Source organism: Spirillospora sp. NPDC049652 (assembly GCF_040675125.1).
GTDB lineage: Bacteria > Actinomycetota > Actinomycetes > Streptosporangiales > Streptosporangiaceae > Spirillospora.
Map to the genome: position 1 here is coordinate 1 of NZ_JBFAOF010000190.1, position 9,857 is coordinate 9,857.

The 9,857-nt window shown below is 73.3% G+C and carries 7 protein-coding genes; 5 read left to right on the top strand and 2 right to left on the bottom strand.

Going from position 1 to position 9,857, the window contains the following annotated elements; all coding sequences use genetic code 11:
* Positions 1-78 precede the first annotated feature (78 nt).
* On the bottom strand, positions 79-3,267 hold the full coding sequence (ileS, locus tag AB0J52_RS15270) for an isoleucine--tRNA ligase (protein ID WP_500182199.1): 3,189 nt from the start codon (positions 3,265-3,267) through the stop codon (positions 79-81).
* Between the two features lie 1,063 nt (positions 3,268-4,330).
* On the opposite strand from ileS, the gene AB0J52_RS15275 reads away from it, so the two are divergent.
* Genes AB0J52_RS15275 through AB0J52_RS15290 form a run of 4 tightly spaced genes read left to right on the top strand, consistent with a single transcriptional unit; the run spans position 4,331 to position 8,009 of the window.
* Entirely contained in the window at positions 4,331-4,708 is a 378-nt protein-coding gene (locus tag AB0J52_RS15275) for a TraR/DksA family transcriptional regulator (RefSeq protein WP_500182205.1), read from the top strand.
* A 1-nt stretch (position 4,709) separates the two neighbouring features.
* Entirely contained in the window at positions 4,710-5,405 is a 696-nt protein-coding gene (gene lspA, locus AB0J52_RS15280) for a signal peptidase II (RefSeq protein WP_500182200.1), read from the top strand.
* Entirely contained in the window at positions 5,402-6,331 is a 930-nt protein-coding gene (locus AB0J52_RS15285; RefSeq protein WP_500182201.1) for an RluA family pseudouridine synthase, read from the top strand. The genes lspA and AB0J52_RS15285 overlap by 4 nt, the downstream gene beginning before the upstream one ends.
* 52 nt (positions 6,332-6,383) lie before the next feature.
* Positions 6,384-8,009 (top strand): amino acid permease, encoded by a 1,626-nt coding sequence (locus AB0J52_RS15290; protein ID WP_500182202.1) that lies wholly within the window; start codon positions 6,384-6,386, stop codon positions 8,007-8,009.
* A gap of 43 nt (positions 8,010-8,052) precedes the next feature.
* Here AB0J52_RS15290 and AB0J52_RS15295 read toward each other — a convergent pair whose 3' ends face one another.
* A complete protein-coding gene (locus AB0J52_RS15295) occupies positions 8,053-8,373 on the bottom strand; it encodes a chorismate mutase (protein ID WP_500182203.1) in 321 nt (106 codons plus the stop codon).
* A gap of 341 nt (positions 8,374-8,714) precedes the next feature.
* On the opposite strand from AB0J52_RS15295, the gene AB0J52_RS15300 reads away from it, so the two are divergent.
* A partial coding sequence (locus AB0J52_RS15300; RefSeq protein ID WP_500182204.1) for an AI-2E family transporter occupies positions 8,715-9,857 on the top strand: 1,143 nt, incomplete at its 3' end.

Consider the following 9,857-nt stretch of genomic DNA (forward strand, 5'->3'; position numbering starts at 1 on the left):
ACGGGACGCCCGGCGACAAGGCACTGCCGGCCACCCGGCGGGCCGTCCGGGTGACCGGACGGTCCGCCGGGGCGGCGGTCAGGCGCGGCGGAGGCGGTAGGTGAGGCCGAGCTCGGCGTCGTTGAACGCCTGGAGGTCCGCGTCGGGACGTCCCTCGGTCACCGTGGTCGCGAGCACCTCGCCGGCGAGGACGCCGGAGTGCTCGCGCAGCGCCTCGGCGAGGTCGCCGCCCGGCGCGTCCCACCACAGCTCGATGCGGTCGGTGACGTCCAGGCCGATGGCCTTGCGGCTGTCCTGGACGAGCCGGACGACCTCGCGCACGAGCCCGGCGCGGCGCAGCTCGGGCGTGACGGTCAGGTCGAGCGCGACGGTCTCGCCCTGCCCGGACTCGACCGCCCAGCCCGACTTCGGCCGCTCGGTGACGATCACGTCGGCGGCGGTCAGCTCGACCGTCCCGACGCCGTCCGCCTCGACCGAGGCCGTGCCGGACGGCCCGCGCAGCGCGCCGACCAGCTCGGCCGGGTCGGCGGAGGTGACGGCCTTGGCGACCTTCGGCGCGTCCTTCTTGAACCGGCCGCCGAGCGAGCGGAAGTTCGGCTTGACCTCGTACTCGACCAGGTCGCCGCCGATGGACGCCAGGTCCTGCACGGACTGCACGTTCAGCTCGTCGGCGATCTGCGCGCGCAGCTCGTCCGGCAGGCCGGCCCAGCCGGACGCGCCGGCGAGGGCGCGGCCGAGCGGCTGCCGGGTGCGGACGCCGGACGCGACGCGCGCCGCGCGGCCGAGCTCGACCAGCCGCCGGACCAGCGCCATGTGCTCGGTGAGGGCCGGGTCGAGCAGGTCCTCCCGGACGGCGGGCCACTCGGTGAGGTGCACCGACTCGGGCGCGTCCGCGGGCCGGATCACGTCCCAGACGTGGTCGGTGATGAACGGCGTCATCGGCGCCATCAGCCGGGTCAGGGTCTCCAGGCACTCGTAGAGGGTCGCGAACGCCGAGGCGCCCTCGGCCGTCTCCGGGCCCGCCCAGAACCGCCGCCGGGACCGGCGCACGTACCAGTTGGACAGGTCGTCGACGAACTCGGCGAGGCGGCGTCCGGCGCGCGCGGTGTCGAACTGCTCCAGCGCGTCGTCCACCTCCTTGACCGTGCGGTGCAGCTCGGCGAGCGCCCAGCGGTCCAGCAGCGGGCGGTCGGCCGGGGCGGGCGCCTCGGCGGCGCGGTCCGGCGTCCAGGCGCGCGCGCCCTCGCCCTCACCGGCGGCGTTGGCGTACAGGACGAAGAAGGACGCGGTGTTCCAGTAGGTGAGGAGCACCTTGCGGACGATCTCCTCCAGCGTGTTGTGGCCGACCCGGCGGGACGCCCACGGCAGGCCGCCGGCCGCCATGAACCAGCGCAGGGCGTCCGCGCCGTGCTGGTCCATCAGCGGGATCGGCTGGAGCACGTTGCCGAGGTGCTTGCTCATCTTGCGGCCGTCCTCGGCGAGGATCAGGCCGAGGCACAGCACGTTCTCGTAGGACGACCGGTCGAACACCAGCGTGCCGACGGCCATCAGCGAGTAGAACCAGCCGCGCGTCTGGTCCTGCGCCTCGCAGATGAACTGCGCGGGGTAGGACTGCTCGAACACGTCCTGGTTCTTGTGCGGGGCGCCGAACTGCGCGAACGGCATCGAGCCCGAGTCGTACCAGGCGTCGATGACGTCCGGGACGCGCCGGGCGGTGCCGCCGCAGGACGGGCAGGCGAAGGTGACGTCGTCCACGTACGGGCGGTGCGGCTCCAGCGTGGCGAGGTCGCGTCCGGCGAGCTCACCGAGCTCCTTGAGGGAGCCGACGCAGGTGACGTGGTCCTCGTCGTCCTCGCAGACCCACAGCGGCAGCGGCGTGCCCCAGTAGCGGCTGCGGGACAGCGACCAGTCGACGTTGTTGCGCAGCCACTCGCCGTACCGGCCCTCCTTGACGTTCTCGGGGAACCAGTTGGTCTTCGCGTTCTCCTCAAGGAGCCGCTCCTTGACCGCGGTGGTGCGGATGTACCAGGCGGGCAGCGCGTAGTACAGCAGCGCGGTGTGGCAGCGCCAGCAGTGCGGGTAGCTGTGGTCGAAGTGGCCGCCCTTGAACAGCAGGCCGCGGATCCGCAGGTCCTCGGTGAGGCGCTCGTCGGCGTCCTTGAAGAACGTCCCGCCGACCAGGGGGACGGACGCGAGGAACCGGCCGTCCGGGCCGACCGGGTTGACGATCGGCATGCCGTAGTTCTTGCAGACGGTCATGTCGTCGGCGCCGAAGGCGGGAGCCTGGTGGACGAGGCCGGTGCCGTCCTCGACGGTGACGTAGTCGCCGAGCACGACGTAGTGCGCGTCGGGGATCTCGACCAGCTCGAACGGCCGCTGGTACGGGGTGCGCTCCAGCTCGCGGCCCTGGAAGGACGCCAGGACCTCCGCGTCCTCGCCGAGCACCCGCGCGAGCAGCGGCTCGGCGACGACCAGCACCTCGTCGGAGTCCGCCGGGCGGGCGGCGACGTAGGTGACGTCCGGGTGGACGGCGACGGCGGTGTTGGACACCAGCGTCCACGGGGTGGTCGTCCAGATCAGCAGCTTGGCGTCCAGCTCGGCGAGCGGGCCGGAGGTGACCGGCATCCGGACGTACACCGAGGGGCTGGACACGGTCTCGTACCCGCCGGGCTGGCCCAGCTCGTGGTCGGACAGGCCGGTGCCGCAGCGCGGGCAGTACGGGGTGATGCGGAAGTCGCGGAACAGCAGGTCCTTGTCGAAGACCTGCTTCAGCGACCACCAGACCGCCTCGACGTAGGACGGGTCCATCGTGCGGTAGGCCTGGGACATGTCGACCCAGTAGCCCATCCGCTCGGTCATCTCCTCGAAGGCGTCCACGTGGCGCAGGACCGACTCGCGGCAGCGGTCGTTGAACTCCGCGACGCCGTACTCCTCGATGTCCTTCTTGCCGGTGAGGCCGAGCTCCTTCTCGACGGCGACCTCGACGGGCAGGCCGTGGCAGTCCCAGCCGGCCTTGCGCGGGACGTGGTAGCCCTTCATGGTCCGGAAGCGCGGGAAGACGTCCTTGAAGACGCGGGCCTCCACGTGGTGGACGCCCGGCATCCCGTTGGCGGTGGGCGGGCCCTCGTAGAACACCCAGCGGGGGCCGCCGGCGGTGCGCTCCAGCGACCGCTCGAAGATCTTGTTCTCCTGCCAGCGGCGCAGCATGTCCCGCTCCAGGGCGGGCAGATCGACCTGCGCGGGCAGGGGCCGGAACTGACGGCTCACGGTCGGCGGACCTCCGGATCGACGTGTCGGACGACGTTTCCGGAGGGACGAGGCGCGAGCCCCGCGGTACCACCCTCCTTGACCGCGCGCGAGGGCGCGGCCCGCTTCGTTGAGCCGCTCGGCTGCCGGTTCTACTGGGCCCGCCGTCCGGTGGGACGTGCCGGGCCGTTCCTCCGGCGGCTCCGGGGTGATCAGACCGCCGGGCCGGTCCCCGGGCTCGCACCGTCCCCGGGTCGCTCAGGACCGCCTTCGGCGGCAGGTGTCCCCATCTTCGCCTGCCGACAAGACTGCTGGACTGAGGGTAACGCACGGCGCGTCCGAACTCTTCCGGATATCCGCGCGGCCCGGCGTCGGATGCGGCCCCGCCGGTGGGCCGCGGGGGACGTCCGCGGGGCCGGGGGCGGCCATGTGATGTGAGGTGCGTCACGCTGGCAAAGGTTGGGCATGCCTGCCGAATCGGGGGTTTCTCGGCTCGGGGGCACCGGGCATATTGCGGGCTGTACTCGGCCCGGACACCTCGTCCGGGCCGCAACATCAGGGGGAATGGGGACCTATGCTGCCCGCACCGTCCGTCGAGAAGACCAGCGCGAGGAAGGCCGCCCCGGCCGGCGCCCGCACCACCCGGACGGCCGCCAGGAGCACCACCGAGCGCGCGGCGTCCAAGCGCCCGGCGCGTACACCAGCGAGGACCCCGGCGAGGGGCGCGGCGGCCAAGACGAAGCCGCCCGCCAAGGCCCCCGCGAAGACGCCGTCCAAGTCACCGGCGAAGACCCCGTCCAAGGCCCCGGCCACCGCGAAGGGCGGGGCGAAGGCCCCGGCGAAGAGCCCGGCCAAGGCCCCGGCGAAGGCCCCCGCGAAGACGTCGGCGAAAGCGCCCGCGAAAACCGCGGCCAAGGGCAAGACGCCCGCCCGGACGACCGGAAAGGCGGTGGCCAAGAGCTCCGCCAAGGCCCCCGCAAGAACGGCGGCCGAGGTTCCGGCGAAGAACGCCGCCAAGGCCGGCGTCAGATCGGCGGGCACCAAGGCCGAGGCCGGCGCCGGAGCCAAGACGGCCGCCGCCGAGCTGCCCGTCCGCGGGGACGAGGCGAACTGGACCGAGACCGAGCTCGCCGAGGTCCGGGCCGTCCTCGGGGCCAACATCGCCGCGCTGGAGGCGGAGATCATCGAGCTGTCCTCGCACATCGCCGACGAGAGCGGCGAGGGGGCCGGGGACGACCAGGCCGACGCGGGGGCCAAGACCTACGAGCGCGAACACGAGCTCTCCCTGACCTACAATTCCCGTGACCTGCTCGCGCAGAACGAGCGGGCCATCCAGCGCATGGACGCCGGGACGTACGGGGAGTGCGAGTCGTGCGGCAAGCCGATCGGCAAAGCCCGCCTTCAGGCCTATCCCCGCGCGACGCTGTGCGTGACCTGCAAACAACGCGAGGAACGTCACTGAATTGACCTCAGCCAGCAGCCCCCCGGCGGGCACACCGGAGACGCCAGGAGCCCCGCCGAGCGGCGCGCGGGACCCGATCCCCACCCCCGGGGCGGACGGCGGACGGGTCCGGCCGCGCCGGATCGGCGCGCTGGTCGCCGTCGCCGCCGCCGCCCTGGCGACCGACATCGTGTCCAAGGTCGTCGTGGTGTCGACCCTGACCGACGGCGACACCGTCCGGCTGCTCGGCGGGCTGCTGACGCTGCGCCAGACCCGCAACAGCGGGGCCGCGTTCTCGATCGGCACCGGCTACACCTTCGTCTTCACGATCATCGCGCTCGGCGTGGTGGTCGCGATCGTCCGGACCGCCCGGAACCTGCGCAGCGTCCCGTGGGCGGTGTGCCTCGGCCTGCTGCTCGGCGGCGCGCTGGGCAACCTGGTCGACCGGGTGTTCCGCGCCCCCGGCCTGTTCAAGGGCCACGTGGTCGACTGGATCGAGCTGCCGCACTGGCCGGTCTTCAACCTGGCCGACTCGGCGATCTGCTGCGGCGGCGTGCTGGCCGTCCTGCTGGCCGCGCGCGGACTGCAGGTGGACGGAACCCGCGTCGGCGACGAGACCGACGCCGGCACCGGCCCGGACGGCGACTCCGGCACCGGCGGCGACTCCGGCACCGGGCGGACGGACGAGACGGGCGAGCGCAAGGAGGGCGCCGCGTGAGCGACGTGCGCAGCCTCCCCGTCCCCGACGGCCTGGAGGGTGAGCGCGTCGACGCCGCCCTCGCCCGGCTGTTCGGCCTGTCCCGCGGCCGCGCCGCCGACATCATCGCCGCCGGGGACGTCCTCCTCGACGGCAAGGAGGTCGCCAAGTCCGACCGGGTGACCGGCGGGTCGTGGCTGGAGGTCACCCTCCCGCCGCCGCCGTCCGCGCCCGTCCCGGTCGCCGAGCCCGTCCCCGGCATGGGCATCCTCTACGAGGACGACGACATCGTCGTGGTGAACAAGCCGATCGGCGTCGCCGCGCACCCGACCGTTGGCTGGACGGGCAAGACCGTCCTCGGCGGCCTGCTCGGGGCCGGGCACACGATCGCCACGTCCGGCGCGTCCGAGCGGCAGGGCATCGTGCACCGGCTGGACGCCAACACCACCGGCGCGATGGTCGTCGCCAAGAGCGAGACCGCCTACTCCCGGCTCAAGCGCGCGTTCAAGGAGCGCCGCATCGACAAGCGCTACCAGGCGCTCGTCCAGGGCCACCCCGACCCGTTCCGCGGCACCGTGGACGCGCCGATCGACCGGCACCCCTCGCACGACGGCCGGTTCGCGGTCGTCGCGGGAGGCAAGCCGTCGGTGACGCACTACGACACGGTCGAGGCATTCCGCCACGCGACGCTGCTGGACGTCGACCTGGAGACCGGCCGCACGCATCAGATCCGCGTGCACATGTCGGCGATCAGGCACCCGATCGTCGGGGACATGGCCTACGGCGCCGACCCGACCCTCGCCGCCCGGCTGGGGCTGAAGCGCCAATGGCTGCACGCCGTCCGGCTGGGGTTCGAGCATCCCGGCCACGGCGAGTGGGTCGAGTTCGAGAGCCCCTACCCCGACGACCTCGCCCGCGCCCTGGAGATCGTCGCCGCGGAGTCTTGAGCTCCGCTTGACCGTCCGCGCCTCCCGGCCGGGTACCAATGCCCCATATCCGGTGTCGCGTCCCGACGCCGGGGACGACCACCGGGGGGCGGGCGTGAGCGAGGACGACGAGCGGGGGAGGGGCGCCAACCGGGCCGCCGACGCGGCCCGCGACATGGCCCGGCAGATCGCCTCGGCGGCCCGCGAGGAGGCGGCCCTGGTCCTGGACGCGGCGCGGGCGGGCCGGCCCCCGGTCGGCATCCCGCGCGGGGACGAGGACGAGGGCTACCACCAGTCGCTCAAGCCCCGGCACGTCCAGATGATCGCGATGGGCGGCGCGATCGGCGTCGGGCTGTTCCTCGGCACCTCGCAGCGGCTGCACTCCGCCGGTCCCGCGCTCGTGCTCGCCTACGCCGCCGCCGGGGTCGCCGCGTTCTTCGTGATGCGGGCCCTCGGCGAGCTGGTGCTGTACCGCCCGACGACCGGCAGCTTCGTCTCCTACGCGCGCGACTTCATCGGCGAGTGGGCCGGGTTCGCCAGCGGCTGGATGTACTGGCTGAGCTGGGCGATGACCGGCGTCGCGGAGATCACCGCCGTCGGCATCTACGTGCACTACTGGGCCCCCGGCTTCCCGCAGTGGCTGTCGGCGCTGCTCGCCTTGGCGGTGCTGCTGACCGTCAACCTGGTGTCGGTGCGGCTGTTCGGGGAGCTGGAGTTCTGGTTCGCGATGCTGAAGGTCGCCGCGATCCTGGCCTTCCTGGTCGTCGGGGTCGTCCTGCTCGCCACGCACGCGGGGGTCGGGCCGTCCCACCACGCCGAGCTGCCGAACCTGGTGGACTTCGGCGGCTTCCTGCCCCGCGGGCTGTGGGCGGTGCTGCTGAGCCTGCAGGGCGTGATCTTCGCCTACGCCGCGATCGAGATGGTCGGGATCTCGGCCGGGGAGGCGCAGAACCCGCGCGAGGTCATGCCGCGCGCCATCAACGGCGTGGTCTGGCGGATCGTCCTGTTCTACGTCGGCGCGGTGGCGCTGCTCGTCGTGGTCCTGCCGTGGACGGTCTACCCGCGCGACCGCAGTCCCTTCGTGACCGTGTTCACCTACCTCGGCGTGCCGGGCATCGGCGGCATCATGAACCTGGTCGTGCTCACCGCCGCCGTGTCGTCCTGCAACTCCGGCCTGTACTCCACCGGACGGATCCTGCGGTCGCTGTCGCAGCGCGGCGAGGCGCCCGCGTTCACCGGGCGGATGAACTCCCGGCACGTCCCCTACGGCGGGATCCTGCTCACCTCGCTCGTGTACTTCGCCGGGGTCGTGCTGAACGTGTTCCTGCCGCACAAGGCGTTCGAGATCGCCACGTCCATCGCGTCCCTCGGCGTCCTGACGACCTGGGCGGCGCTGCTGTACGCGCAGGTCCGCTTCCGCAGCGCGGCGGCGCGCGGCGAGGTGGAGCGGCCCGGCTACCGGATGCCCGGCTCGCCCTACACCAACTGGGCGACCCTCGCCTTCCTCGGGGCCATCGTGCCGCTGATGGTCTTCGACGGCGACCAGAAGTGGGCGGTCGCCGCCATCCCGTTCGTCGCGCTGTCGCTGTACGCCGGCTGGCGCGCGGTCAACCGCCGCCGGGTCGCCGTCGCGCCCGCCGAGGTCGTGCCCGCGGAGGCGGTGGCCGCCGAGGCCGTCCCCGACGAGGGCGGCATCTGAAGCGCCGTCCGGCCGGTCGCCGCGGACGCCGCCGCCCTGCGGGTCAGGAGGACGCGGCGGCGGACGACTCCTCGGCGGCCTCCAGCCCGGCCTCGATCACGGCGTTCATGATGCGGGCGAGCCGCTCCGCGCCGAGCGCGGGCGCGCGCTCGGCCATCGCCGCGACGATCCGCCGCTCCCGCTCGGGGTTGCGCCCGGCGAAGCCGCCGACCGGCTTGAGCCGCTGCACCACGCCCGCCACCTCGGCCCGGTGCGCCAGCAGGTCGGCGAGCGCCGCGTCGATCGTGTCGATCGCGGTCCGCGCCGCGTCCAGGTCGGCGATGTCCGCCGGGTCGGGCAGGCAGATCCGCAGTTCCTCGGCCATCCGGGGTCCTCTCGTCAAGGGCGGCCCCTCAAGCCGTACCCGGGGCCGCGCGTTCGCATGAAAAAAGACGAAGCCCTGTGGGGCTCCGCCTTCTGCCGGCTCCGGGGTCGTCGCTCAGGTCGCGCCGACCGGCTCACCCGGAGCCGGCTGCGTAAACCCGAAATAGCGACGTGTCACGATCGCGATGCTAGAGGACGCGGCGATCCCGTGCCAATCACCAGGACGGACGTCTCACGCGCTGAGACGCCTGACCGTCCACCGGCCCGGGGCCCCACAGGGCCGCGAAGACGCCTAACCTTGCCCTGACGGCCTTCGGGACCATCGCACGGACGGGGCGCGCAGTGGCCAACGATCGGACGACGGGCGGACGCGGATCGCCACAGGTGCCGCCGCTGCTCGCCTCGGCGGCGGCGTGGGCCTGGCGGCTCATCGCCATCGGCATCGTCGTCTACGGCCTGACCTGGGTGGTCGGCACCCTCAAGATCGTCTTCCTGCCGTGCGCGATCGCGCTGTTCGTGACGGCCCTGCTGCGGCCGCTGACCGTCCGGTTGCAGGGCATCGGGCTCAGCGCCCTCGCGGCGACCTGGCTGACGCTGCTGTTCGCGCTGGCCGTCCTCGGCGGCATCGGCACCTACGTCGGGATCCAGGCGAACGAGGAGTTCCCCAAGCTGGTCACGGAGGTCCAGGGCACCGCCAAGTCCGTCCAGCACTGGCTGGAGAACGGGCCCCTGCACGTCCAGCACTCGAAGCTCAACGACGCGGTCGACCAGGGCAGCAAGTGGGTCGAGGCGCGGCGCGGCATGCTGGCCAGCACCGCCCTGGACTGGGGGACGGCGACCATCGAGGCGCTGGCCGCGATCGTCTTCCTGCTGTTCGTGACGTTCTTCCTGCTCAAGGACGGCCCCGGCATCTGGGACTGGACGACCAGCGGGCTCGGCCGCTACCGGGCGCGGGTCGACCGCGCGGGCCGCGCCGGCTGGGAGACGCTGTCCCAGTACGTCCACGGGACGGTGCTGGTGGCCGCGATCCACGCCGTGGTGCTGGCGATCGTCCTGGCCGTGATGGGGGTGCCGCTGGTCGCCCCGCTGGCCGTCGTGATCTTCCTCGGCAGCTTCATCCCGATCGTCGGCATCTTCGTGGGCGGCGGCCTGGCCGTGGCCGTCACCTTCGGCGCCAAGGGCGGCGTGGCGGCGCTGATCTTCCTCGGCATCCTGCTGGTCGAGCACCAGCTGGAGTCCCACCTCCTGCAGCCGATGGTCGTGGGACGCTGGGTCCGCCTGCACCCCCTCGCGGTCATCCTCGCGATCACCACCGGCGGCGTCCTCGCGGGCATCCCCGGCGCCGCCGTCGCCGTCCCCATCGTCGCCGTCGTCTACCGGGCCTGGCCGGCCCTGCGGGGCACCGACGAACCCACCCCGGCCGAGGACGCCGACGGCCCGCCGGGCGACACCGGCGGCCTGTCCCGGCTCGCGCGGGGCCCGTCC

Excerpts from the sequence above, each read along its gene's own strand:
- AB0J52_RS15295 (WP_500182203.1), bottom strand. The coding sequence starts at position 8,373 with ATGGCCGAGGAACTGCGGATCTGCCTGCCCGACCCGGCGGACATCGCC.